The organism is Natronorubrum amylolyticum, assembly GCF_052040145.1.
Taxonomy (GTDB): Archaea; Halobacteriota; Halobacteria; order Halobacteriales; family Natrialbaceae; genus Natronorubrum.
In genome coordinates, this window is record NZ_JBPPFW010000001.1 from 1,209,749 (window position 1) to 1,234,226 (window position 24,478).

Annotated in this window: 20 protein-coding genes and 2 rRNA genes; 9 read left to right on the top strand and 13 right to left on the bottom strand. The window is 62.8% G+C overall.

The features are described from left to right. Positions 1–58: 58 nt before the first annotated feature. The 4 genes from ACSFDB_RS06220 to ACSFDB_RS06235 form a co-directional block, all read right to left on the bottom strand. Positions 59–1,198: an acyl-CoA dehydrogenase family protein gene (locus tag ACSFDB_RS06220; protein WP_440770138.1), complete on the bottom strand. Its 1,140-nt coding sequence runs from the start codon at positions 1,196–1,198 to the stop codon at positions 59–61. 222 nt (positions 1,199–1,420) lie between these two features. Continuing rightward, on the bottom strand, positions 1,421–2,977 hold the full coding sequence (locus ACSFDB_RS06225) for a long-chain-fatty-acid--CoA ligase (RefSeq protein WP_440770139.1): 1,557 nt from the start codon (positions 2,975–2,977) through the stop codon (positions 1,421–1,423). Positions 2,978–3,037: 60 nt separating this feature from the next. After that, the gene (locus ACSFDB_RS06230; RefSeq protein ID WP_440770140.1) at positions 3,038–5,299 is read right to left on the bottom strand and encodes a TRAP transporter permease; all 2,262 of its coding nucleotides are present in this window, start codon (positions 5,297–5,299) and stop codon (positions 3,038–3,040) included. Between the two features lie 75 nt (positions 5,300–5,374). After that, on the bottom strand, positions 5,375–6,451 hold the full coding sequence (locus ACSFDB_RS06235; protein ID WP_440770141.1) for a TAXI family TRAP transporter solute-binding subunit: 1,077 nt from the start codon (positions 6,449–6,451) through the stop codon (positions 5,375–5,377). Positions 6,452–6,744: 293 nt separating this feature from the next. Between ACSFDB_RS06235 and ACSFDB_RS06240 the strand changes: the two genes are divergently transcribed. From ACSFDB_RS06240 to rdfA, 3 genes are all read left to right on the top strand, one after another. Continuing rightward, positions 6,745–7,908, top strand: coding sequence for an acyl-CoA dehydrogenase family protein (locus ACSFDB_RS06240; RefSeq protein ID WP_440770142.1), 1,164 nt, complete (start codon positions 6,745–6,747; stop codon positions 7,906–7,908). Positions 7,909–8,132: 224 nt separating this feature from the next. Continuing rightward, positions 8,133–8,897 (top strand): IclR family transcriptional regulator, encoded by a 765-nt coding sequence (locus ACSFDB_RS06245; protein WP_440770143.1) that lies wholly within the window; start codon positions 8,133–8,135, stop codon positions 8,895–8,897. 249 nt (positions 8,898–9,146) lie between these two features. After that, a complete protein-coding gene (gene rdfA, locus ACSFDB_RS06250; RefSeq protein ID WP_440770144.1) occupies positions 9,147–9,764 on the top strand; it encodes a rod-determining factor RdfA in 618 nt (205 codons plus the stop codon). A gap of 508 nt (positions 9,765–10,272) precedes the next feature. Here rdfA and ACSFDB_RS06255 read toward each other — a convergent pair. The 4 genes from ACSFDB_RS06255 to ACSFDB_RS06270 form a co-directional block, all read right to left on the bottom strand. Then, positions 10,273–11,448: a threonine synthase gene (locus ACSFDB_RS06255; RefSeq protein ID WP_440770145.1), complete on the bottom strand. Its 1,176-nt coding sequence runs from the start codon at positions 11,446–11,448 to the stop codon at positions 10,273–10,275. A 98-nt stretch (positions 11,449–11,546) separates the two neighbouring features. Next, positions 11,547–12,368 carry a fumarylacetoacetate hydrolase family protein gene (locus tag ACSFDB_RS06260; protein ID WP_440770146.1) on the bottom strand — a complete coding sequence of 274 codons (822 nt, stop codon included), beginning with the start codon at positions 12,366–12,368 and terminating at the stop codon, positions 11,547–11,549. Positions 12,369–12,370: 2 nt separating this feature from the next. Beyond that, a complete protein-coding gene (locus tag ACSFDB_RS06265; RefSeq protein WP_440770147.1) occupies positions 12,371–12,721 on the bottom strand; it encodes a cupin domain-containing protein in 351 nt (116 codons plus the stop codon). Beyond that, positions 12,718–13,503, bottom strand: coding sequence for an SDR family oxidoreductase (locus ACSFDB_RS06270; RefSeq protein ID WP_440770148.1), 786 nt, complete (start codon positions 13,501–13,503; stop codon positions 12,718–12,720). The genes ACSFDB_RS06265 and ACSFDB_RS06270 overlap by 4 nt, the downstream gene beginning before the upstream one ends. A gap of 507 nt (positions 13,504–14,010) precedes the next feature. Here ACSFDB_RS06270 and ACSFDB_RS06275 point away from each other — a divergent pair. Beyond that, positions 14,011–14,805, top strand: a complete 795-nt coding sequence (locus ACSFDB_RS06275) for an IclR family transcriptional regulator (protein ID WP_440770149.1) — start codon at positions 14,011–14,013, stop codon at positions 14,803–14,805. 85 nt (positions 14,806–14,890) lie between these two features. Here the strand turns inward: ACSFDB_RS06275 and ACSFDB_RS06280 are convergent, their stop codons facing one another. Next, the gene (locus tag ACSFDB_RS06280) at positions 14,891–16,183 is read right to left on the bottom strand and encodes a nickel pincer cofactor-dependent isomerase, group 22 (RefSeq protein WP_440770150.1); all 1,293 of its coding nucleotides are present in this window, start codon (positions 16,181–16,183) and stop codon (positions 14,891–14,893) included. Between the two features lie 90 nt (positions 16,184–16,273). Here ACSFDB_RS06280 and ACSFDB_RS06285 point away from each other — a divergent pair, with 90 nt between their 5' ends. From ACSFDB_RS06285 to ACSFDB_RS06295, 3 genes are all read left to right on the top strand, one after another. Beyond that, a complete protein-coding gene (locus ACSFDB_RS06285; RefSeq protein WP_440770151.1) occupies positions 16,274–16,462 on the top strand; it encodes a hypothetical protein in 189 nt (62 codons plus the stop codon). A gap of 69 nt (positions 16,463–16,531) precedes the next feature. After that, positions 16,532–17,749, top strand: a complete 1,218-nt coding sequence (locus tag ACSFDB_RS06290; RefSeq protein ID WP_440770152.1) for a mandelate racemase/muconate lactonizing enzyme family protein — start codon at positions 16,532–16,534, stop codon at positions 17,747–17,749. A 63-nt stretch (positions 17,750–17,812) separates the two neighbouring features. Next, entirely contained in the window at positions 17,813–18,991 is a 1,179-nt protein-coding gene (locus ACSFDB_RS06295; protein WP_440770153.1) for a CaiB/BaiF CoA transferase family protein, read from the top strand. 49 nt (positions 18,992–19,040) lie between these two features. Here ACSFDB_RS06295 and ACSFDB_RS06300 read toward each other — a convergent pair whose 3' ends face one another. Both ACSFDB_RS06300 and ACSFDB_RS06305 read right to left on the bottom strand, forming a co-directional pair. Next, a complete protein-coding gene (locus tag ACSFDB_RS06300) occupies positions 19,041–21,032 on the bottom strand; it encodes a TRAP transporter permease (protein ID WP_440770154.1) in 1,992 nt (663 codons plus the stop codon). 71 nt (positions 21,033–21,103) lie between these two features. Further along, positions 21,104–22,165 (bottom strand): TAXI family TRAP transporter solute-binding subunit, encoded by a 1,062-nt coding sequence (locus ACSFDB_RS06305; protein ID WP_440770155.1) that lies wholly within the window; start codon positions 22,163–22,165, stop codon positions 21,104–21,106. 418 nt (positions 22,166–22,583) lie between these two features. Here ACSFDB_RS06305 and ACSFDB_RS06310 point away from each other — a divergent pair, with 418 nt between their 5' ends. Both ACSFDB_RS06310 and ACSFDB_RS06315 read left to right on the top strand, forming a co-directional pair. Further along, positions 22,584–22,799 (top strand): hypothetical protein, encoded by a 216-nt coding sequence (locus ACSFDB_RS06310; RefSeq protein WP_440770156.1) that lies wholly within the window; start codon positions 22,584–22,586, stop codon positions 22,797–22,799. 812 nt (positions 22,800–23,611) lie between these two features. Continuing rightward, complete coding sequence (locus tag ACSFDB_RS06315; protein WP_440770157.1) at positions 23,612–23,875, top strand: hypothetical protein; 264 nt, start codon at positions 23,612–23,614, stop codon at positions 23,873–23,875. A 115-nt stretch (positions 23,876–23,990) separates the two neighbouring features. On the opposite strand, the gene rrf (ACSFDB_RS06320) is transcribed toward ACSFDB_RS06315, so the two are convergent. Both rrf (ACSFDB_RS06320) and rrf (ACSFDB_RS06325) read right to left on the bottom strand, forming a co-directional pair. After that, positions 23,991–24,112: ribosomal RNA gene (gene rrf / locus ACSFDB_RS06320) — 5S ribosomal RNA — on the bottom strand. Positions 24,113–24,179: 67 nt separating this feature from the next. Further along, a 5S ribosomal RNA gene (rrf, locus tag ACSFDB_RS06325) occupies positions 24,180–24,301 on the bottom strand. Positions 24,302–24,478 lie beyond the last annotated feature (177 nt).

Genomic DNA, 24,478 nt, shown 5'->3' on the forward strand with positions numbered 1-24,478 from the left:
ACGACCCACCGTCCGCTGTCCGGCGAGAAAAACGGGAGAATCGATGCGGGATCCCGGCTTAGAGGATCTGGTCGGCGATGATGTTCTTCTGAATCTCCGAGGTCCCCTCGTAGATCTTCGTGATGCGGGCGTCGCGGTAGTAGCGCTCGGCGGGGTAGTCCGTGACGTAGCCCGAGCCGCCGTGGACCTGGACGCCCTCGTCGGCGACCTCGACGGAGATTTCCGAGGCGAACAGCTTCGCCATGCTCGAGTACTGCGCGGCGACGTCCTGGTTGTTCTTCTCGACCTGGCTGGCGGCGCGGTAGGTCAGCGAGCGGGCGGCCTCGACCTTGGTCGCCATCTCGGCGAGCTTGTGCTCGATGGCCTGGAACTCTTTGATCTTCTGGTCGAACTGCTCGCGCTCGTTGGCGTACTTGATCGCGGCGTCGAGGGCACCCTGGGCGGCGCCGACGGCCTGTGCGGCGACGCTGGTTCGGCCGGACGCGAAGAACTCCATCAGCTGGTAGAAGCCCTTGTCGACTTCGCCGATGACGTTGTCTTCGGGAACGCGAACGTCGTCGATGATGACCTCGGCGAGGTCGGAGGCGCGGATGCCGAGCTTGTTGGTGATCTTGTCGGTCGAGACGCCGTCGCGGTCCATCTCGACGAGGAAGGCGGTGATGCCACGGTGGCCCTCGCCGGGGCTGGTCTTGGCCATCAGGACGCCGACGTCGGCGACGGTCCCGTTGGTGATCCACATCTTGTTGCCGTTCAGGACGTACTCGTCGCCGTCCTTCTCGGCGACCGTCTCGATGCCGGCGACGTTCGAGCCGTGTGCGGGCTCGGAAATCATGGAACAGGAGGCGGTCTCGCCGCCCGCGACCTTGGGGAGCCACTCCTCTTTCATCCATTCGTCGCCGAACTCGATGATCATGTTCGTCCCGAAGCCGGCGGAGCCGACGGCGCTCCCGATACCGGGGTCTGCGCGCCAGAGCTCTTCGGTGACGATGGTGCTCGAAATCTTGTCCATCCCGGCACCGCCGTAGTCGATCGGGATACTGGGTGCGACGAAGTCGTACTCGGCGGCCTTTCTGCGGATCTCCTCGGGATACTTGTGCTCGCGGTCGTGCTCCTCCGCGACCGGAGCCATCTCGTTTTCACCGAACTCGCGAACGGCCTCGCGAATCGCATCGTGCTCGGCGGACAGCGTGAATGCCATATATCACGGTTGTTGTCCGGTACCAAAATAGCTTCGATGTATTCAACAGTTGCAACGTATGGCCAACTGATTTCGAACGTTGTAAATCAAAGTTCGACGTGGAGAAGCATCTCCTGCGATATTGAGCGAGCCGCTCCCCCTCTGCATTTACAGTGGTAAGCCGTGTGGCGATGGTGCTCTCGAGCGAGCCGTCCCACTCCCCACTGTTTTACAGCGTGCGGGCTACTCGTCCTCGCCGCGGATCTTGAACTTCTGGACCTTGCCGGTCGTAGTTCGGGGAAGTTCCTCGACGAACTCGACTTCGCGCGGGTGTTTGTACGCGGCCATGTTGTCGAGGCAGTACTCCTTGATCTCCTCGGGCGTCGCCTCGGCGTCCGGCGTCGGCACGACCAGAGCCTGAACGGTCTCGCCGCGTCGGTCGTCCGGTACGCCGACGACGGCGGCATCGGCGATATCCTCGTGTTCGAAGAGCAACTCCTCGACCTCACGGGGGTAGACGTTGTAGCCGCCGGTGACGATCATGTGCTTCTCGCGGTCGACGACGTAGAAGAAGCCGTCCTCGTCCCAGTAGCCGATGTCGCCGGTGTGGAACCACGTCTGGCCGCCCTCCTCGGTAAAGGCCTCCTCGTTGGCTTCGGGCAGGCCGTAGTAGCCCGCCATCACGTTGGGGCCGGAGACGACGAGTTCGCCGGTGATCTCGGTCAGGTCGGTCTCGCCTTCGTCGATCGGTCCCTCCTCGACGCGGGACACTGCCTCGAAGTCATCGTCGACGACCTTGGCGTCCATCCCGTCGAACGGCTTCCCGATGCTGCCCTTCCGGCGGGCGTCGGGCCCGTTCGCGTGCGTCGTCGGACTCGTCTCCGTCAGTCCGTAGCCCTCGTAGAGGGTCGGCCCGAAGACCGCCTCGAAGCGCTCGAGCACTTCCATCGGCAGACTCGAGCCCCCGGAGTTGACGAACCGAAGCGAGGAGAGATCGAACTCGTCGGCCTCGGGGTGGTTGATCATGTCGTTGAACATCGCCGGCACGCCGAACATGACGGTGATGCCCGCGGATTCGATCATCGTCATGACCTCGGTGGAATCCCACTCGGGGACCGGGTAGTAGGCCGCGCCGTTGAACAGGGCCCCGTTCATCACGACGGACATGCCGTAGATGTGAAAGAGCGGCAGCGTGCCGATCAGTTTGTCCTCGGGGTCGATGCCGCCGATCAGATCGGCGTTGGCTGTGGCCGTCCACGCGAGGTTGTCGTGGGTGAGCAAGACCCCTTTCGGCGTCCCCGTCGTGCCGCTCGTGTAGGGCTGGACGGCGATATCGTCGTCCGCGCGGTCGACGATCTCGAGGGTGTCCTCGGCGAGGAACGCCTCGAAGTCGGTCGCCTCTTCGACCTCGTCGCCCACGCTGATGACCTGTTCGACGTCGGTTTCGTCGACGACTTCGGCAACTGCCGGGACGTTCTCCGAGAGCGTGACGACGGCTTTCGCCCCGCTGTCGGAGAGGAGGTGGGAGATCTCTCGAGCCTTGTACTGCGGGTTCATCGGGACGACGATCCCGCCAGCCCGTAGCGTCCCCTGGAACGCCGTGACGAACTGCGGGAGGTTCGGGAGGTAGATCGCGACCCGGTCGTCGGCGCCGATGTCGTGGTCTGCGAGTGCCTGGGCGAACTGTCCGGCACGTGTCCAGAACTGCTCGTAGCTCAGTTCAGCGTCGTCGAAGACAACCGCCGGCGAGTCCGGCCGTTGCTCGACACTCTCGGCGACGTTCGTCACGAGATTGGTCATGATACGTGAATCATCCCAAACCGCCAAAACCGTTGCGAATCGTGATGTTCGCCGGCGTCGTCAGTCCGACACCGACGGACCGCGAACGCGATCGACGTCGTAGCCGATCAGATAGCGCGCTCGCAGGAGCAACAGCACGACCGTTGCTGCTGCGACGGCTTGGATGGCCATCCCCACGGTTCCGCCGACGACGGTGCCGAACATGGCCGCGAATCCGGCGACTACGTAGAACGCGCGAACGGGCAGCGATAGATCCTGCGCACCGTCGAAACCGACCGTCCCGACGATGAGGCCGATCGTGCCGGCGAGGACGACGGGGAACGCGAACAGCGTCATCGTACTCCACTGGATCAGACTGTTGTTCGCGACGAACGCGAACGGGATAACGAACCCTGGAGCACCGATTCGCAGCGCCTGCACGCAAGCCGTCATGAAGCTCGTACCGGCGATCCGTGACCCGACGGCAACGGAGATCGCCACCGGCGGCGTGATCGCGGACAGCATCGCGAAGTAGAACACGAACATGTGAGTCGTAATCTCGGGGACGCCGAGCTCCGTCACGGCGCTCGCGATCAGGAACGCGACCAGAATGTACGCCGCGGGCGTCGGCATGCCGAGGCCGAAGGCGATACTCGCGATCATCGCGAGCACCAAGACGAGCGCCAACCCGCCGGTAAAGCCCATGATCGACACGTCGGCGAATCCGATAATTCCCGCACCCAGACGTCCCGTCATTCCGCTCGTCTCGAGCAGTTCGACGATCAGCCCCATCGCTGCGAGCACGCCGACGAGGGGGGCCATCTCGAGGCCGCCCTGATACAGTCCGTCAACGGTCTGTTTCGACGTTTTCACGAGCGACCGATAGGAGGACGCCCCGACCCCATCGGTCGTCGAATCGGCCGACTGAGCATCTCCGTCGGTCGTTCCATCCGAATGGGTGTTCTTGCGACCCAGTTTGGATTGGACCGCCTCGTCGATGCTGAAGACGTCGATAAGGAAGTTCCGGACGAAGATGATGGCGACAATCGACAAAATGGTGTAAAAGCCCGCCGTCAGGGGCGTAAACCGCAGGATAATGAGCGTGTACAGCAACACGCCCAGCGGAATCAAGAAGTGCAGGCCGCTCAGGAGCACCCGCCAGTCGAACGGCGAGAGGTCGGACGTCGTCCAGCCGAACTTGAGGATGCTGAAGTGAACCGCGAGACAGACGCTCAGGTAGAACAGCGCCGCCGGGATCGTGCCGGCCTGAACGATATCCAGGTACGGGACCTCGATGATGTCGGCCATGAGGAACGCCGCGACCCCCATTACGGGCGGCAGCATCTGCCCGCCGGCGGAGGCGACGGCCTCGATCGAGGCCGCGTAATCGTCGCGAACGCCCTGGTCCTGGATCATCGGGATCGTGAAACTCCCCGTCGTCGCGGTGTTCGCCGCTGCGCTCCCGGTGATCGACCCCATGATCATACTCGAGATAACCGCGATCTGGACGACGCCGGTTCGCAGCGTCCCGCCGAGTTCCGTGCCGACTTCGCGGATGTAATCCATGAGGCCGTAGGCCTTGGCAATCCCGGCGAACATGATGAAGATCGCGACCCACGTCGAGCCGATTCCCATGATCGTGCTGTCGTAGATACCGGACTGTACGCCGAGGGCCGCCTCTTCGATGATCCCCGTGACGTCTTCGCCCGACCACGCGAGTAGGTCGGGGAGGAACGGCAAGGTGCTCACGGCGGCGTGGGAGTAGACGATCGCGAAGATGGCGACGGACGCGATGATCATCCCGAACGCCCGTCGCGTCGCGTCGGTGACGAGGATGATCAGCGCCGCGCCGATGATGTGATCGGTCGTCGAGAACCCGAGAATGTGTGCATCGCCGTCGAGGCGGTCGAACGCCCCGAAGATGTACGCCATCGTGACGAGCGAGAGGACGGCGAGTCCGATCGCGAGATACGGATCGAACCGGCCGTAGACCCGTTTGAACCGCTGTGTGGCACGCGACAGTCGGTCGCTCTCGAGACCGAGGTCGTCGAGCAGCGTCACTTTCTCCGGCGGTTCCTGTGGTCGCTCCGAGTCCGCATTGTCGGCTGCCGCCGGATCGTCGACAGCTGACGAGTCGCCCAGTCGCTCCCTGAACTGCTGGCGAGCATAGTCCAGGTAGTAGACCGCCAACCCCCAACCGGTAAAGAGCACGACGTACTCCGCCCGCTCGGAGAACACGAGCTCCGGCGGAATGAACGCTCTGAGAGAGATTCCGGCGAGAGACAGGTTCGTGAGGATGTAAAACGCGTAGTAGATGGTGAAGGCAGTCAGCGCTGCTGCCATGGCGTACGTAATACCGTCTAACAGCCGGAGCGGTGTCAGTCGGCCGAAACGAGAGCGTTGGGTGGACATCGGTCGTTAGTTATCCAGCGCGTGTTCCAGTGCGCGCTCGAGACCGGGCGCGGTACCGGAGCCACTCGGCGTCGGTGAGACCGTCATATCCGACTCGATGTCGGAGAGGGTCTCGAGATCCATATTGTTCGTGATGAAGAACCACGGCAGGTCGTAGTAGTGGAAGATCTGCGTCATCTGGAAGTCGAGCTGGTCGAACGGCTCGACACCCTCGCGGAACTCGCGCGCCGTCCAGTTCTGGAGGAAGCCCATCTCGATGCTTTCGTCGGCGATGTCGCCGATGTTTTCTTCCGTGCCGTCGCTCGTCTGGGCTTCGATGGACAGATCGTCCAGATGACCGTTCATGACCGACGCCAACGCCTCGTTCGCGGCGTGGCCCGTCGTCCCCTGCTCGGACGTTTTCATCCGGATCGTGTCGACGTCAAACGTGTCGTCGGGTTCGTCTGCGCGTTCGAACTCGTCGCTCCAAACGTCCAGTTCCTCCTCGTAGAAGTCCGCAGCGGCCGGGTGGAACGGAATCCCTTCGTAGGCGTTCTGCACCCAGAACTCCGGATCGTTGTGGAACGCGAAGATGCCAAACTCGTCGGCCAGCTCTTCTCGAACCTCCCACATGGTCTCGAGGTACGTGTAGACGACGTCGTAATCGAGTGCCGCCTGGGAAACGAAGTTGTACGAGAACGATGGACACGGAATCTCTCCGGGTACGTCAACGTCGTCGTTGTCGGCACCCTCCATCTCGTCCGTGTCCAGATTCTCGATGAGGAGCGTCTCGTCGTCCTGCCACGCCTCGTTCGTCTCGTCCGTGACGTCGAGCACGCGGAACTCGTCGACCGACGCCATGGCCTCCTGCAGCCAGCCGGGCGTGATCGAGAAGTTCATCATCGTGCCGACGCCGACGTCTAGCTGTCCCTCGTTCAGGGCTCCGCCCTGTTCGGAGAAGCTCACACTGATCCGTTCGTACCCGGAACCGTCGTCGTCCTCGCCGAAACAACCGGCGAGCGCCGTCGCGGTGCCGACGCCGGTCGCCGCGAGGAACGATCGTCGAGTCTGTCCGCTGAAGCTACCAGTGGGTCTCTCTACCATGAGACCAGAATCAATGCTATAAGGGTATAATAGTATCTATATTTGTTTGGTACTATTCATCAGATAGCTAAACACTGTTCGGATGACGTACAGCAAAGACTACGACTGCAACCCGAACCCACGTCGAAGACCGCTTTCGACTCGAGCGGTTCCGGATTCCATCGTTCGAGGACGGTCTGCGGATCCGTCGTCAGTAATCTGTACACGTACCGACACGCTACACGGTCACGTGTAACCGGAAAGACAACACGAAGACCACAATACCTATTGTGCCTATAATGCTCCTAGAAGGTATGTTGGACTTCGTCAATCTCGAAGCAGACCTCGACCAGGAAGAGCGCATGATCCGGGACACGGCCCGGGAGTTCGTCGAGGAACACGTCAAACCCGACATCGGGGAGCACTTCGAAAACGGCACGTTCCCGAAAGAGCTCATCGGCGAGATGGGCGAACTGGGCTTTTACGCGCCGAACCTCGAGGGCTACGGATCGCCCAACGTCTCCGAGACGGCGTACGGCCTCCTGATGCAGGAGCTCGAGGCCGGCGACTCGGGCCTGCGGTCGATGGCGTCGGTGCAGGGCGCACTCGTCATGTACCCCATCCACGCGTACGGCAGCGAGGAGCAGAAAGAGGAGTGGCTCCCGGCGATGGGGCGGGGTGAAGCGATCGGCTGCTTCGGACTCACCGAACCCGAACACGGCTCGAACCCGACGGCCATGGAGACCTACGCCGAACGCGACGGCGACGGCTACGTCCTGAACGGCTCGAAGACGTGGATCACGAACTCGCCGATCGCCGACGTCGCGATCGTCTGGGCGCGCGACCGCTCCGCCGAAGACACTCCCGTTCGCGGCTTCCTCGTCGAGACCGACCGCGACGGCGTCAGTACGAACAAGATCGACGAGAAGCTCTCGCTGCGCGCGTCGATCACGGGCGAGATCGGCCTCAACAACGTCCACGTGCCCGAGGAGAACGTTCTGCCGGGCGTCGAGGGCATGAAGGGGCCGCTGTCCTGTCTGACCCAGGCTCGCTACGGGATCGCCTGGGGAGCAATCGGCGCCGCTCGAGACTGTTTCGAGGAGGCCCGTCAGTACGCCAAAGACCGCGACCAGTTCGGCGGTCCGATCGGTCGATTCCAGCTCCAACAGCGCAAACTCGCGGAGATGGGAACCCAGATCACCCTCGCCCAACTGCTCGCCTACCGACTCGCCGAACTCAAAGAGCGCGGCGAGATGCGCCCGCAGCACGTCTCGATGTCCAAGCGAAACAACGTTCGCATGGCGCGCGACCAGTCGCGGATCGCCCGCGAGATGCTCGGCGGGAACGGGATCACCACCGACTACTCCCCGATGCGCCACATGGCCAACATGGAGACGGTCTACACCTACGAAGGGACCCACGACATCCACACGCTCGTCCTCGGCGAGGAGTTCACCGGCATCGCAGCCTACGAGTAACGTTCCATTCGGTCCGAACCGCGTTTTTTCGTCGCCGCAGCGTTCCAACTGCGATTTTGCGGCCTCCACTCACATCCAGAGCACCACCGAGACTGAGAGAAAACTCTGTTTCACATAGCGGAACAAAAGATCGGTACGCCGAACGGAGGACGATTTGTTCCGCACAGCGATAATTTCGTTTTGCTATCCGGAACATTGATTGAGATCGTGACGTATACCCCTGTATGAGCACGCACGGGACGGACGAAACCGACGCCGGGGTCTCGACGACACGCAAGACGTTCGAGATCCTTGAGGCGCTCAAAGCCGAAGAGGGGGTGACGATCACGGAGCTCACGCGACGAACGGGGTTGAGCAAGAGCACCGTCTATCGACACCTCACGACGCTCACCGACCTGGGGTACGTCGTCGAACGCGACGGCGGCTACTACATCGGGTTTCGACTCCTCGAGATCAGCGAACAGGCTCGAACCCGGAAGACGGGATATACGGCCGCGAAGCGAAAGGTGTTCGAACTGGGGCAGGAAACCGACGAGCGGGCCGTCTTCATCGTCGAAGAGGAGGGAGAAGGGGTCTACGTCCACCGATACGGCAGTCTCGCGGACACGATGATCGGCAAACGCCGACCGCTGCACTCGCTGGCATCCGGCAAGGTTATTCTCGCGGAGTGGAACGACGACGCCGTCCGCGAGTTCGTCGAGCGGCGCGGACTCGAGGCGATTACGGACAACACGATCACGGACCCCGACGTTCTCTACGAGGAACTGGACCGCATCCGCGAGCGCGGCTACGCCGTGAACAACCAGGAACATATGGAGGGCCTGTGCGGCGTCGCCGTTCCCGTCTACACCCCAGATGACGAACTCCTCGGCGCGCTGGGCGTCTTCGGGCCGACGAGTCGATTCAAGGACGAGTACCTCCACGAGGAGCTGCCCAGCCTCCTCTGGGACAAGGCGGGCGAGATCAGGGTCACCCTCGCCTACGGCTGAGTCGAGAGTTCGGATGCTGAACTGACGGGCCGACAGTGACGACAGGTGATTCACCTGCCCGTCGACCGATCACCGTCCGCTCTGCCGCCAGAAAGACGGCTCGCTCCGCTCGAACGGTCCCCATCGAATTCTCGATCGGTCGGCAATTGGTCCCGAACACTCTAGTCGCGGGCGGACAACGACCGGATGATGAAACGCGACGTAACGCCATCGAAACGACTTTCCACGGGTCACGAGTAGCCACGCCGCATGGACGAGCGGAACAGGAGTCCCGGACCGATGCCGAAAGTCGCGCGACTGCTCGAGAAGTACGACCTCGAGGGCGTCGGCGACGAACTCGAAGCCCAGTGGACCCACCCCGACGACCGCAAGAGTCTCCGGGCGCTCGCCGATTCGTTCAACAAACGACTCCTCAGGGCTGCACTCGAGGCCGAACGAATCGAGACGATCACCGAAGACGTCAGCCACCTCTACGAACTGCTCGATCGGACGACGGGCAGCCGTGGCGAGCAGTTACAGGCCAGGCGACGCCTCGAACGAGACGGTGTCGACGTCGAGACCCTGATCGACGAGTTCGTTTCGTATGGCGCAATCCGGTCGTACCTGACCGGCTATCGCGGCGCGTCGCTTCCGGAGACGACCGACTCCGACGTCCGCCGAACGGAACGGAACGCCATCGAAGGCCTCCGCCAGCGAACGGTCGCCGTGACCGAAAGCAAACTGGCCCGACTCCGGAACACCGACCGATTAGCTATCGGGTCGCATCGAGTGCTCGCGAACGTCCAGGTCGTCTGCGAGGACTGCCACAGCCAGTACGACGTCGCCGAACTGCTCGAGGCAGGCGGGTGCGACTGTGACGCGCCGTAACGGTCGACGCTGAACCCGATAACGGTCACCGGCTGTGAGTGACTGTTCAGAGACATATAACAAAAGTACAGCTGTTATGGGTTGTGCGCTATCGACCGGATTCGGCTGCCGGTTCGTTCGCAGAACCGCACGAGCTACCAGTTATCGGAGAATGTAAGGTATCGTATCGCACGGTCGCAGTCGTTCCGTTCGGTAGCTGGTATCGAAACGGCGAGAGGCGACGTGACACACGTGTTTCGGCCGGACAGTGCCCTGGCTACGGGCGATAGTTGGTGGTTCACGGAGCCATTCCAGATCTCGTCGTGTAACGGCGTTCGATCGACTGTAACGTCCGTTTGCCGGTATTGTCAGCAGGGCCAGATTACTCGTCACACATGATGTCGCCGAAACTGGTTTCCAAAACCGACAGATCCCGGAATTATTCGTAGACGAACGGTCGACCGACGTGTGTTCTCCGCTGCGACAGCAACGCGTCTCCGGTCGTGAGAGCCGCGACGAGCGCGGGTCGTCAGTCGACGATCGCCGCGAGTTCCCGCTCGAGGGCCTCGAGGTCGATCGATCGACTCCGGACGTCGCCCTCGTACCGTTCCTTGTACCCCGAGCCGGTCAGAATCGCGACGACGTCGTCGTCCAGTTCGATGGCGCCCGATTGCGACAGGGTCCGGATGCCGGCGACGGCGACCGCGCTCGAGGGTTCGACGGAGACACCCACCGTCGTCGACAGTCGATCCATCGCGTCGCGGATCTCCGCGTCCGGGACGGAGACGACTGCACCGCCGGTGTCTCGAGCGGCCGCGAGTGCGCGCGTCCCGCTCGGCGGATCGGCGTTCGCGATCGAAACAGCGAGCGTGTCGTCGGCCGTCACCGGCGACACGATTGCGGCGTCCTCGCGATAGGCCGTCGCCACGGGATCGCACGCGGCCGCCTGCACGAGATAGAGTCGGGGTACGTCGTCGAGGAGACCCGCTCGGTTCAGCTCCCGAAGCGCTTTCCAGACCGCGCTCGCCTGCCCGCCGCTGCTGACCGGCAGGACGATCGCGTCCGGCGTTGCTGGCGACAGTTGCTCGAGGATCTCGTAGGCGACCGTCTTCTGTCCGGCGACGCGAAACGGCGTATCGGAGTTGACGAAGGCGACGTCCGCCTCGAGCGCGAGCGTCTTGTGGTAGAGTCGTCCGTACTCGCCCTCGACCCGGAAGAGGTGCGGCTCGTGTCGCGCGATCAACTCGAGTCGCTCCTCGGGCGTGTCCGCAGGGACGAATACCGCACACTCGAGGCCGGCGCTCGCGGCGTACGCGCTCGTACTGAGCGCCATGTTTCCGTGCGAGACCGTTCCGACCCACTCGTAGCCGGCCTGTGCCGCGTAGCTCACGCCGACCGCACTGCCGCGATCTTTGAAACTCCCGGTCGGATTCTGGCCCTCGTGTTTCAGCGAGAGCGAACAGCCGGCGTACTCGTCCAGCCCGCCCGCGCGAACGAGCGGCGTCGTCCCGGGTGGAACGCCGACCGGCTCCGACGCCGGAAGCACGTCGGCGTAGCGCCACATGCCGCGGCTCCACTCGGCGTCGGGCCACTCGAAGCCGCTCGGATCGGTCTCGACCCAGAGGGGTTCGCCGCACGAACAGCGGTTCCGATAGTTGGTTTCGTACGCTCGCCCGCAGTCGTAACAACACAGCTGTCCGTTCATCTACAATAACGGTCCCGCCGGAGCGATAAAACGCTTCCCTCGATGGGACTCGCGAGATGGTTTCGCGGGCGGAATAGTGACGCCGAGGAAAGGTGGCGTCAGCGGACCACGGGGGCGTCGACGTCGCCGATCGTCTCGACCGACGCGCGGACGTGGTCGCCCGGTTCGATCGGCTCCGCGCCGGGCGTGCCCGTGCTGAACAGGTCGCCGGGCTCCAACGTCATCACGTCGGAGTGGAACGAGACGATCTCGCGGGGTGGGAACAGCATGTTCCGGACCTCGTTTTCCGCCGCGACCCGATCGTTGACGATCGTCTGCACCGTCAGGTCCTCGAACGCGAGCGGGTCCTCGGGGACCGCGATCGTCGGGCCGACGACGAGGAACGAGTCGAAGCTCTTCGCCCGCGTCAGGAATCGCGGGTTGCGCTGGAGGATGTCCTCCGCGGTCATGTCGATGACCGGCAGGTAGCCGGCGACCACGTCGTCGACCGCGTCCTCGTCGACGTTCCGACACGCTCGTCCCATCACCACCGCGAGTTCGGCCTCGGCCGTCACCCTGTCGGTCTGCTCGACCGGCGGGAGCCGGATGGGGCCGCCCGGCCCCGTGACGGCGTTGCTCGGCTTCATGAAACTCGCCGGCTCGTCGGGTCGTTGCTCGTCGAGGTCGCCCGCGTGTTCGGCGTAGTTCAGCCCGATTCCCCAGAGCTTTCCGAACCGCTCGAGCGGCGGTCCGAACTGGACGTGTGCCGAGTCGATCTTATCGGCCGGCGTCGCGTCCACGTCGGGGAGCGTCCTCGCCGCAGCGCGCGGGAGCGCGTCCTGGACGGTCTCGAGGTCGGGTGCGGCCGCCGAGAGGGGGACAAACCCCTCCTCGTCCCCGAGAAGCGGACGCCCGTCGATCGTGCGTGCCAGGTACTGCACGGTCACTCCTCGCGATCCGTCCAGAAGTCGAACGAGCGGCCGGGCGCGAACACGTCGAGCCCGACGGCCAGTTCGTCGCCGGTGTTCTCGACCCTGTGGGGTTCGTCGGACTCGAGCAGGACGGAGTCGTACCGCTCTAAGGTCACCGACTCGCCGTCGTCGGTCGTGACCGTGAGTTCGCCCTCGAGACAGAGACAGACCTGCTCGTTTTCGTGGTCGTGCATCGGGGAGCTGTGGCCCGGCGGCTTCTCGAACCATTCGAAGGAGAACTGGTCGCTGCCGGCCATCGAAACGCGTCGCCACCCCTCGTCGGGCTCGTACGTCTCCGCGTCGTCGAAGTCGACCGGTTTCATAGGTTCGCCCCCGTGGAGCCGCCGTCGATCAGGACGCTCTCGCCGTTGATGTAGCCCGACACCGGCGAGGAGAGGAACGCGACGGTGTTGCCGAGTTCCATCGGGTCGCCGACTCGCTCGAGGGGGTTGCTCGCCCAGTCGTCGAGCCCCTCCTCGTAGGAGTCGTAGTCGCCGCGGTCGACGGCCTGATTGACGAGGTCTTCGATGCGCTCGGTCTCGTGCGGGCCGGGGAGAACCGCGTTGGTCCGAACGTCGGGCGCGAACTCCTTCGAGAGCGTCTTCTCGAGGCCGATGACGCTCATGCGGACCGAGTTCGAGAGCACCAGACTGTCGATGGCCTCCTTGACGCTTCGGGAGGTGATGTTGACGATCGTCCCCTCGCCCTCGCGCAGGTGCGGTTCGGCCTCGCGGGCGAGTCGGACAACGCTCATCACGAGCAGGTCGTAGGCCTGATACCAGTCGTCGTCGTCGGTATCCAAGAACGGCCCCGACGGCGGACCGCCGGCGCTCGTCACGAGGTGGTCGATCCCGCCGAACTCGTCGACGGTCGTCTCGATCAGCGTCTCGATGTCGTCTTCGTTCGTGAGGTCGCCCTGCTGGGCGACGACCTCGCCCGTCGCGACGTCCTCGATCTCCGCTCTCGCGTCCTCGAGTCGGTCCTCATCGCGGCCGTTGATAACGACGTTCGCACCCTCTCGAGCGAGGGCCTTCGCCGAAGCCTTCCCCAGGCCGCTCGAGGAAGCCGTTACGAGCGCTGCGTTGTCGGTGAGCTGTAAGTCCATCTCGTCCGTATTCCCAGAGGAAAAACCCAAAAAGCTTGGTGTTGCGGTAAGGACTCGGGACAGGCCGATCGGGTGCAACTGCCGTCAGTCGGCGTCACGTGAACGAACTCGTTGTCGACGTGGAACAGACGCGCACTCGTTGCGACCGGCTCGGCGATCGCACAGGTAGATCAGTTCCATATAGCGGAATATAGTTCCGTGGAAAGCAACGCTTGCTGCCGTACCGCGTCCCCCACCGCGCTCGAGTCGGCTATCAGCCGTCGTGCTATCGCGTCGCCGACCAGTACGTAAATTACAACCATATGAATGTAATTGCGGGCTCGTACACGTCAATTCGAAACGAGAATCTTCCATACTGTGGAATTCTCCCTCGCGTCCGAGCGTCCGTACGTCGGTCCGAACCGCTGTACGTCGGTTCGAGCCGCCGATCTGCGCTGAGAGCCAGCACTCGGTGCGTTTCAGTTCCGTATGCTGGAATTTATACGTCGAGTGCTCGTACGCGAGCGTATGACGGACGACAACCCCAATCGGATCGGGAGCACGAAGACGAGTTTCGAGATCGTCCACGCGCTCCAGGAGAACGGTCCGTCCCGGCTCTCCGAGATCGCCGACCGACTCGAGCTGACGGAGAGCACCACCCACCGGCACCTGAACACGCTCTGTGACCTCCGGTACGTCTCGCGGCAGGGCGAACTGTACCAGATCGGTCTCCGCTTCGCCCGGTTGGGTCGAGCCGCCCAGACGCGGGACCCGGCCTACCAGATGGCGAAGCCGTACGTCCAGACGCTGGCCGAAGAGACCCAGGAGCGGGCGCAGTTCGTCGTCGAGGATCACGGTCTCGGGATCTACCTTTACCTGGAAACCGGCAGCAACGCCGTCCGAGCCGGGTTCGGCATCGGTCGACAGATCCACCTGCACTGCTCGTCCGCTGGCAAGTCGATCCTCGCACAGTACTCGCGAGAGCGCGTCGATACGATTCTCGACCGATGGGGGGTTCCGGCCCACACCGAGAACACGATCACCGACCGCGAGGCGTTCTACGAGGAACTCGAGCGCGTCCGCGAGCGCGGCGTCGCCTTCAACCGCGAAGAGCACGTCCACGGACTCAACGGGACTGCGGTGCCGGTCAAGCGGGAGGGAGAGGTGCTCGGCGCGCTCGCCGTCGCCGGCCCCTCTCATCGGCTGAACGGCGAGCACCTCGAGGCCGACGTTCCCGATCGGTTGCTCGCGGCCGCGAACGAACTCGAGTTGAACATCACCTACTCGTCGCCGGACAGCGCGGACGACCACGTGGTCGAGTGATACGGATTACTGTACCGATTTACCGGTGCAACCGCCGCCAGATCGCGGTTGCGGCGGAAATGACTTACAGGAAACCGTATGAGCGTCACTCGAACGACGCCGTTCCCTCGTCGAAGGCGAGTCGCTCGCGCGCTATCACGGAGACCGAGTCCCCGAGATCCTCGAGCAGCGCTTCCGAAACGCGGAACTCGGCGAGATCGGTCGTGTTTTCGATCCACGCGACCCGGACCGTCTCGGGATCGTAGCCGCCGAGGGCGTTCAGCGCGACCCGGAGCGCGAGTTCGTCGTCCGGCGCGACGACGGGAAGCTTCGCCTTGGAGAGCGAGCCGCTCGTCAGCGCGTTCGCGTAGGTTTTCTGCAGATCGAGCTGGTCGACCGCCGCCCGTCGGGTAATATCCGCCAGCCCGATGCCGTTCCCGTTCCCGCTCGTCGCCTCGGTGAGCCCGCGGGCGTAGATCAGATCGATCGACGGCGTCTCCGGATCCGGCGCGTTGAGGACGCGGTATCGACCGATCACGTTCGTATCCATTCCGGCGCCGGAGATCTCCTTGCCGAGTTCGTCGACGACGAGAAGATCGATGTCGTCGACCGGCAGCGTCGCCATCTCCTCGCGGGCGCGCTCCAGCATGGCGGGCTCGCGTCGCTCGAGCGACGGTCCGTCGATCGCCTCGACCTCCCCGATCTCCTCGTGGAAGTTTTCGATGAGCGCGAGTCCGCCGAGCAGCGGGACGGAATCCCTGATGGAGGCAACCAGCGACTCGATCGTCGGCACGTAACCCCGATCGAGCGCCGTCGAGTGAAACGCCTGGGCGCCCCGTTGCTTGCCGAGCCCGACCGCGAGCATCTTGCAGAGCCCGCTCTCGAGCGAGCCGGTGAAGTTCGTGTGCGGCTTGACGCGATTGATCACCAGGACGGCGTCCGCCTCGAGCGCAGCGGTCGAGAAGTAAACCGGCGTCGTCATCCCGTCGACGTCGACCTCGTCGAGTTTTTCGACGTCCATCCGCGCATCGATCGGTGCGCCGACGTACTCCTCGGTGAGATCCAGCGCGGCGAGGATCTCGCGCTGGCCCTCGGGAGTCGCGCCGCCGTGACTCCCCATCGCGGGGACGACGACCGGTTCGAACCCTCGGTCTTCGATGTACGAGACCGCCTCGGCCGTGATATCGGCGATTCGGTGGATGCCCCTGCTTCCGATCCCCACGGCGACCGTCGCGCCGGGCTCGAGATCGTCGAACGCGAGTCGGTCCAGCTCCGAACGCGTGGTCGACAGCGGATCGGAGAGCGTACTCGTCGGCGGGTCGTAGCTGACGCGCGCGAACGACGGGGAGCCCCGTGGCTCGATGAGCGGCGCTACGTCATCACGATCGGGAAAGTCCATACGCGACATAGTATGACCTGCGTGTTAACTCCTCTGCGGAAGCTTTGCCGAAAGCTGAAGGAATTTAACGATACTCGTCCGTGACCGAGTATGGAGCGCTGCCGCGTCGAGTCACGCCCAGTCGCTATTGCGCTGGAAGAGCCGGTAATCGTCTCCGGCAGAACCCCCACGCATCGCGATCGCGCGATCACGGACGTTCGTCCCGAGAGCGGACCCGAGGGGCCACGATACGCCTTCGAACGGCTGTACAGCGACGGGGCCAGGGACGTGCTCACGTGACGGTCTTCGAGGGCATCATCGAGGAACCGCTCCGGCCGGACGACTGACATCCAAATACCGAGAGTACTCATGAAAGACTTCTCAAACCAGATAACGAACCGAGACGAGAGCCGCGACGTCGAAATCACGGACATCAACACCTGCGTCGTCGAGGGCAACTTCGAGTGGAACCTGATCACAATCGAGACCGACGCCGGCGTCACCGGCATCGGCGAGTCCTATCGGGGCGGCGGCGTCCCCGAACTCGTCGAGTACACCGAGCGGTTCCTGATCGGCGAGAACCCCCTCGACGTCGAACGACTCTACAGGCAGATCATCCAGGAGATGTCGGGCCACGGCGGGACGACGGGAAAGGTCGTCACCGCCGCCTCCGGCATCGAAATCGCGCTGTGGGACGTAGCCGGGAAACTCCTCGACCTTCCGGTCTATCAACTCCTCGGCGGGAAGTTCCGCGACGAGGTCCGGATCTACTGCGACTGTCACGCCGGCGAGGCCTACGCCGTCGAGGACGGCTCCACCGAGTACGCCACCGCGGAGGCCTACTCGCCGGCGGCGTACGCCAACGAGGCCCGCCGCGTCGTCGACATGGGCTTTACCGCGCTCAAGTTCGACCTCGACCTCGAGATGGACAACGATCCCGACCCGTTCAACGGTCGCCTCACCAACGGCGCGATCGAACACAAACGCGAGATCGTCGCGGCCGTGCGAGAGGAGATCGGCTACGATATCGACCTCGCTTTCGACTGCCACTGGGACTACTCCGTCGAGAGCGCGAAACGGCTCGCGTACAAGCTCCGGGAGTACGATCTGATGTGGCTCGAGGACCTGATCCCGCCGGAGAACATGGCGGCCCAGACGGAAGTCACGAAGGCGACGAAAACACCGGTTGCAACCGGCGAGAACCGGTTCCGGGTACACGAGCTCTCCGAACTGATCTACGATCACGGCGTCGACATCGTGACGCCGGACCCGACGACCGTCGGCGGACTCACAGAGACGATGCGCATCGCCGACCGCGCCGAGGAGAACTACATGCCCATCTCCCCGCACAACGTCTGCAGTCCGGTCGGCACGATGGCCTGCGTCCACCTCGGCGCCGCCATCCCGAACTTCGACCTCCTCGAGTACCACGCCCTCGAGGTGGACTGGTGGGACGACCTGATCGAGCGGGACGAACCGCTCATCCAGGACGGCTACATCGAGGTGCCCGAAAAGCCGGGCATCGGCGTCGAACTGGACGAGGACGTGGTCGAAGCGCACACGCTCGAGGGGACGACGACGTTCTGATCGGTCACCCACCGCTGCGGGCGAATGCGTGGATTTACGTCGCTATCCGCGAGAGGTAGTCCAATGACATCGACTTCGGCGGCCCCGCTGGACGGCGTTCGCGTGATCGACTGTACGCAGATGCTCTCCGGGCCGTTCGCGACGCAACTGCTCGCAGATCTCGGTGCGGACGTCGTCAAGATCGAGCGCCCGAACCAGGGGGACATTACCCGCAGCGTCGGCCCGACGGTCGGCAACTCGGAGATCACCGCTTACTTCGCGTCGTTGAACCGCGGGAAGCGAAGCGTCGAACTGGATCTGTCGACCGCGGACGGCGCCGCCGCTCTCGAAGCGCTCGTCGAGACCGCGGACGTCCTCGTCGAGAACTACCGACCCGGGACGATGGCGAAGTGGGGCCTCGGCTACGACGACCTGCGAACGGTGCGCGAGGATCTCGTCTACTGTTCGATCTCGGGCTTCCTCGAGGGCCCGTACCGTGACCTTCCCGCCTTCGACATGGTGGTTCAGGCGCTGAGCGGCAGTATGAGTATCACCGGGGAAGCCGACGGACCGCCGGCACGTCCGGGCATTCCGATCGGCGACATCTGTGCGGGGATGTACGCCGTTATCGGGATCACGACGGCGCTGTACGACGGAGCCGGCCAGTACATCGACGTGCCGATGTTCGAGGGACTGGTGTCGTGGCTCACCGAGCGGGCGGGACGGACGTTCGTCACCGACGAACCCTATCCGCGTCAGGGGACCGTCCATCCGACGCTCGCACCGTACCGGACGTTCGAGACGGGCGACGGCTGGTTCGCGGTCGCGATCGGCAGCGACGGCACCTGGCGGTCGCTCTGTGACGCGCTCGAGCGTCCCGACCTCGCGGCCGACGATCGGTTCGAAACGAACGACGAACGCGTCGCCAATCGGGAGGCGCTGACGGCCGAACTCGTCCCGGTGTTCGAGCGGCGGACGAACGACGAGTGGTTCGACCTGTTCCGCGATCACGGGATCCCCGGTGCACCCGTCAAGGATACGCGCGAGGTGTTCGAGGACGAGCACCTCCGGGCGAGCGGCGTCCTCTCCGACCTCGAGATCGACGGCGTCGAACTCCCGTTCCCCGTCTGTCCGATCGCGTTCTCCGGGAGGACGACCCGGTCGGAACACGAACCGCCACGGCTCGGCGAGCACACCGCCCCCGTTCTCTCGGAGTCGCTTCCGGAGGAGACGGTGGCCGCGATCCTCGAGCGACGCGGGTAACCGAGCCGACTCGCACGGCCAAAAAACGGTTCAGAGCGCGGAATCGCAGCTACGTAGAACTCGAGACGAACGGCGCGTCCCACCCGTTAGCGATGGCTCGCTCCGCGAAGAAGATCAGCGCGAACACGCCGACCCCGGCGAGCTGGAAGAGACGGCCCGGATACACCATGATGAACGCACCCAGCCAGAACAGCCCGAAGCGAAGCGGTAGCCTGAACCGTCGCTTGAGATCGAACGGGAAGTTGATCCCGTAGATGATCGTCAACGCGCCTGCGAGCACGACGAGCCCGGTGATAACGGACTGGATCCCGAGGTCCGACGAGACGATCTCCGGGTGGTAAATAAACGAGACCGGGAGCACAAACAGGGGTGCGGCGATCGTGATCGCGACGCCACACGTCTCCCAGAAGTTCGATTCGGCGATGCCGGAGGCGACCACGACCGCGATTGCGACGGGCGGCGTCACGCCGGCCATCACCGCGGCGTAAAACACCATGTAGTGGGCGGCCAGCTCCGGCACGCCGAACTGGTTGACGAACGCCGGTGCGACGAGCGTCGAGACGATGACGTACGCCGCGACGGTCGGCATACCGACCCCCATGACGATACAGACGGCCATCCCGAGCAGTACCGCGATGAGCAACACGCCACCGGAGAGATCCATCAGCAACAGCGCGATTCTCGAGGGAATTCCGGTGACCATCAACAGGTCGACGACCCCGTTGACCGCCGCGAGAATAATGGCGATCGGAGCGAGAATAATCGCTCCACGACGGAAGCCACCGACCGTGTTCTTGAGTTCGGTGGTGAGCGCGTGTACGGGACCGTCGCTATCCGTCCGGTCGGCGACGATTTCCTGCAACACTGGCGTCGCGAGGCCGAGCGTAACCATCGCCACGATGGTCCACAGTGCCGACGTCATCACCGTCCACTGGAAGTATCCGAGCGTCACGAGGAGGATGGAGAACGGAATGCCGAAGCGAATCCCTTCGACGATCTTGTCGTTGCGCGTCATCTGCTCGTCGAAGTAGTCCTGAAAGTCGAGCTCCTGATCGCCGATCTCGTTGACCGAGGTGTAGTGAACGGCGACCGCGATGCTGATCAGGAGGATCGCGGCGGGGATGAGTCCCGCGACGATGACGTCAACGTACGCGATTCCCAGGAACGACGCCATGACGAACGCGGACGCTCCCATCACCGGTGGGAGTACCTGACCGGACGTCGACGCGGTCCCTTCGATAGCCGCCGCGGTCCGCCCTCTGAGACCCGAGTCCATCATCGTCGGAATCGTAAATGATCCCGTCATTCCGGCGTTCGCGGCGTAGCTGCCGTTGATCGAACCGATAACGGCACTCGCCAGCACTGCCGTCTGGGCGACGCCGGATTCGATGTATTTTGCGGTGACGATGGCGATTCGTAGTATGAGGTCGAACGCGCCGTAGGCGAACAATAACCCCGCATACAGCAGGAACGGCGCGATCCACGCACCCGTTAACTGGGTCAACGAGCCATAAAACCCTGCCATATCGGTGATCAACATCTGTAACATGAACGTGGTGCTGATGCCGCCGTGACCGAGGATCCCGGGAACCAGATAGCCGTAGATGGAGTAAACCATCGCCCCGCCGATGAGCACCAGGAAGACGTTCCCGTACGACCGCCAGGTCAGATACAGGATGACCGCGATGACCAGCCAGGCGAGGTTGTACTCGTAGTCGTACGCCCATCCCTGTCGATCCTGATACATCCCCTCGAAATTCAGGAACATATACGTGCTCGCGACGGCCATAACGGCGAAACACGCAGCGAGGATCAGCAGGTCCAGATAGTCTTCGTCCGCTATCGACTCTCTGGCCTGATCGAGCACGTACAAGGCGAGGATCGAACCGATAAACAACACACCGTACTGCGCTCGAGGAAGCGTCTGGGTCCGCATCCAGAACAACACGATCGCCCAGAAGATGATCGCACCGACGGTGACGGCGTTATCGAGTAGTTTTACACTGGCTTGCTGTACTGGCGTCGTCGTTTCTGTACTCATGGGGTCACTGTGGATGAGTTCGGTATGGTTCTGGGAGAGGGTCAGAAGCTCGGTTCAGTCAACTGATCGGGTCAGAAGTAGTCACCGGCCTCGTCCGGATCGCCGACGATCCAGTCGTCGTTCCAGACTCCTGCATCCTGGTAGTACTCGGCGGCGCCGGGATGGAACGGATAGTCGTCCATTCCGGCAGCGGCCATCTCTTCTGCACCATCCGGCGTGAACCGTTCTTCGGCGTCACGGACGGCATCTCCGTGTTCGTCCGCGACGCGCATGATCTCGTACACCGCATCGTCCGGCGTGTCGTGGTGGAACGTGAACGTCACCTCGAGGTCCCAAGCGACGATTTCGTCCGCACCGATATCCTGTTGCCAGTTGAAATCCTCCACGACGTCGTCGTATTCGACGAAGCCAGCGCCGTCGTAGCTCTCGATCGACTCGACGAGTGCGTCGGTGTGTTCGACGTACTGGACGTCGGTGCGAGCGTCGTATTCGACGACCCAGCCGGTGTTTCCGACGCCGGGCGTCCCGTACGCGATCGCGGCGTCGATGTTCCCCTCCTCCATCGCACCCGGCGCGTCGGAGACGTCCATGTCGACGATCTCCATCTCGTCGTAGACGTCAGCCGTTGGGTCCTGAGACCACACGTCGAGCGTTGTCTCGCGAGTGGAGAACCCCGGTTCGGCCGGATAGACGGTCGCACCGGCGAGGTCGTCGAACGTTTCGATATCCGTGTCCTCGCGCGCGACGAGGTAGATACTGTACGGGAAGCCGAGGAATCCCTGCCACGGGAGCGTGTCGACGGGATCTTCCTCGAACTCGCCGACCTGTTCCCGTGCTTTCGACATCGAGTTATTGTCGACGATTCCCGCGTCGAACTCACCGTCGGCCATCCGATACGCCGTTCCGATGTAGCCGGGGCTCTCGATCGTCGAGTACATGACCTCGTCACTGTGCTCTCCGACGGCAGACTCCATCGCGAGCCCGACGTCGAAGGTACCACCGGTGGACGTCCCAACACGTACTTCTTGCGTCTCGCCCCCTGTACACCCAGCGAGTCCGACGACGCCTGCCCCTGCGGTAGCCTGAACGAACCGTCGCCTTGTCAGGTTCCCATCATTGCCGTTCCTAGCCATATGTGTGCAATTGTGCGTGCCACACCTTATCACATAAATGTTGCCCAAGACCTAAAGAACATAAAGGAAGCTCGCAGGCACACGTCAAAGAACGGTCTTCTTACGGCACGGGAAACCGGGTAGGGCATCGGATCGTATCTGTACTCACCACATCCAATCGGGACAGTCTATTGCTCAAGAAGACGGAAACTACCACCGTGATCGGAGACCGGATCAGCATCCCGTGAAACGCGTGCAGCGAACGGTCTCGAACGTTTCCTCGAGTCGAGGTGATCAACGCTTACAGGCCGGTCGTGTGCAACGGCAAGCACACTGCGAGAACGTATCGAACGCGTAGCAGCCTTCGCCACCGAAGGCCGTCGAGACCGTGTCAGCTGTCAGCACGTGGATTTAATATCATCCGTTCGGACGTACCACTATGGTCTCGGACGGAAACAGCCCTGACGTTCCCGAACAAACGATCGGTCAACGCGTGTTGAACGGTCTCGATCGCCTGCAAACGGCGTACAACGACATCGAAAACAGGGCTCACGGTGTGCTGCCGACGATCTCACGTGGCCTGGAACTGGTGCTCGCAGTCGCCCTGTTCGTGGGGCTCGGGTACTGGCTCTACACGTTCCTGCTGGTCCCGTGACCAGTTCAGAGGCGAACCGACACGGCGGTGGCCGAACCGAAACGACCGAACGAGCACAGACCGATACCGACTGAACGTCGAGATGATTCGGGTCAGGACTCAGTACGTATGCAAAAGACAACGAGCTGGAAGGAGTGAGTATATATCCCAGTGTAGATATTTCATCGCCGTCATCGATTTCCTCCAATCATTCGCACAACGTGGAACCCGCACGATACCGAACCCGGTATTTTACTCTCTACGCGTAAGAGCGTCTTAGTGGCCAGCGCATCCGAACAGCTTCTAGCGAAAAGGTGGTTCAGAGGTGGTACAACCCTGTTCGTTGAATTCGCGGAGATAGATCTCCAGCGATACCACGATCCACAGTTGCCGAACCGGCTCGAGATTCGGTCAGTTTCGATCGACAACGGTATCCCTTCAATACCCTCGTTTAGCGCGTTGTGTCCTGTACCAGCGATCGGAACACGATCTCCCGGCGTCCGTTGGCGCTCGCGTTCTGTATTAGTCCAGAACAGTCGACCGGGCTCGTTCGAGAGTTGATCCCTCTGTGCTAGAGATAGTTATCTAATATGGTATACTCGGAATGGTGAGACGGTCAGACTGCACTCACTCACTGCCGCGGGTTTATCAATCAAGCCGCGGCCAACGAGGGCATGTCGCAACGACAACAGACGACGCGACGAACAGTCCTTCGAACACTCGGTTCACTCGGCGCCGTCACGCTTACAACGTCGGCAGTCGCCGGTGCACGGAGCGACCGCGACACAGCTCAATCAGAATCAGTAGCAGCGTCAGCCGACGACGGATGCGACGTGAATCAGTACATCGGCGTTGTCGACCGAATCGTCGACGGAGAGCACGTCGTGATCTTACTCGAGGAGGACGGCGAACTCGTCGATCAACACGTCGCTCCACGGTCGGAACTCGAGGACGTCGACGAAAGCGACATTCTGCTCGTTGTTATCAAAGACGGAGAACTGCTCGTAGCACAGCAACTGCCCAAGCGCCCAGGGGAAAGTATGCCCGAGAGCCGGAATCGGCGATCCGCTTCCGATCTCGCCGAAGATCTGTCGTAGTCCCGACGCTGAGACAGCCACTGTTTTTTGAATAACTCAGCACTGAAACAGTAATAGCTATCGACAAAGTTGTACGAAAGAGGACGACGCAGTCGCTCCGTGAGTGTAATATGAGTAGGAGCGGCGAATCACATTTCCCAGAGGCTCGCGCACTCCAGTACTCCGCGATACGCAGACGGGCTTATCTTCCGTGTTCGGGATGGGTACGGGAGGAACCCCGCCGCTGTGGCCGCTGTAACGTCGACCGGCGGAATCGAACCGCCGTCAGACCACTGTCGATGCTCGACGATGTGTCGAATATGAGTGAAGGCGGCGAATCACATTTCCCAGAGGCTCGCGCACTCCAGTACTCCGCGATACGCAGATGAGCTTATCTTCCGTGTTCGGGATGGGTACGGGAGGAACCTCACCGCTCTGGCCGCCGTAACGCCGATTCGCGGACTCGAACCGCGATCAAACCGTAATCGGTGGTTACTGACCGTAATGTATGTGTAGTCCAGTTTGCGTCCGGACCCGTTCGCCGCGTCACGGATCCAATGCGATGTTGTATGACTATGTGGCTTGGCCGATTAGTGCTCGCGGGCTCAACGCCTCGTTGCCTTG